Annotated in this window: 1 pseudogene; it reads left to right on the top strand. The window is 66.2% G+C overall.

From position 1 onward, the window contains the following. Positions 1-393 (top strand): annotated as a pseudogene (locus DK254_RS05705) (IS110 family transposase); the annotation flags it as partial.

Raw genomic sequence — 393 nt, 5'->3', positions numbered from 1 at the left:
GTGCCGGTGAAGAGTGTCGCGGCGCTGGCGATGCAGGCCTGCCACCGGATTCGGCGTGGCTATGTGCGGCGGCGTACGGCCACGGGTAATCAGATACGTGGGCTACTGCTGGAGCAGGGCATCGCCCTGGCTCAGGGGGAGGCGGCCTTGAGCCAAGGTGTCCCCCGGGTACTGGAAGACGCCAGCCAGCCCTTGCCGGATCTGCTGCGTGAGCTGATCGACGAGATGCTGAGCGAGTGGAGGCGACTGGGCGAGCGCATCACAGCGCTGACCGAGCGTCTGGAAGCGTGTGCCAATGCGGACCAGGCAGCGAAACGGCTGATGACGGTGCGTGGCATTGGTCCGATCACTGCCACGGCGCTGCTGGCCAAGCAGACCGAACCGGAACGTTTC

This window comes from Pseudomonas sp. RW407 (assembly GCF_003176655.1).
GTDB lineage: Bacteria > Pseudomonadota > Gammaproteobacteria > Pseudomonadales > Pseudomonadaceae > Pseudomonas > Pseudomonas delhiensis.
The sequence above is the reverse complement of the archived record's forward strand: the minus strand, read 5'-3'. Positions and strand labels throughout refer to the sequence as shown.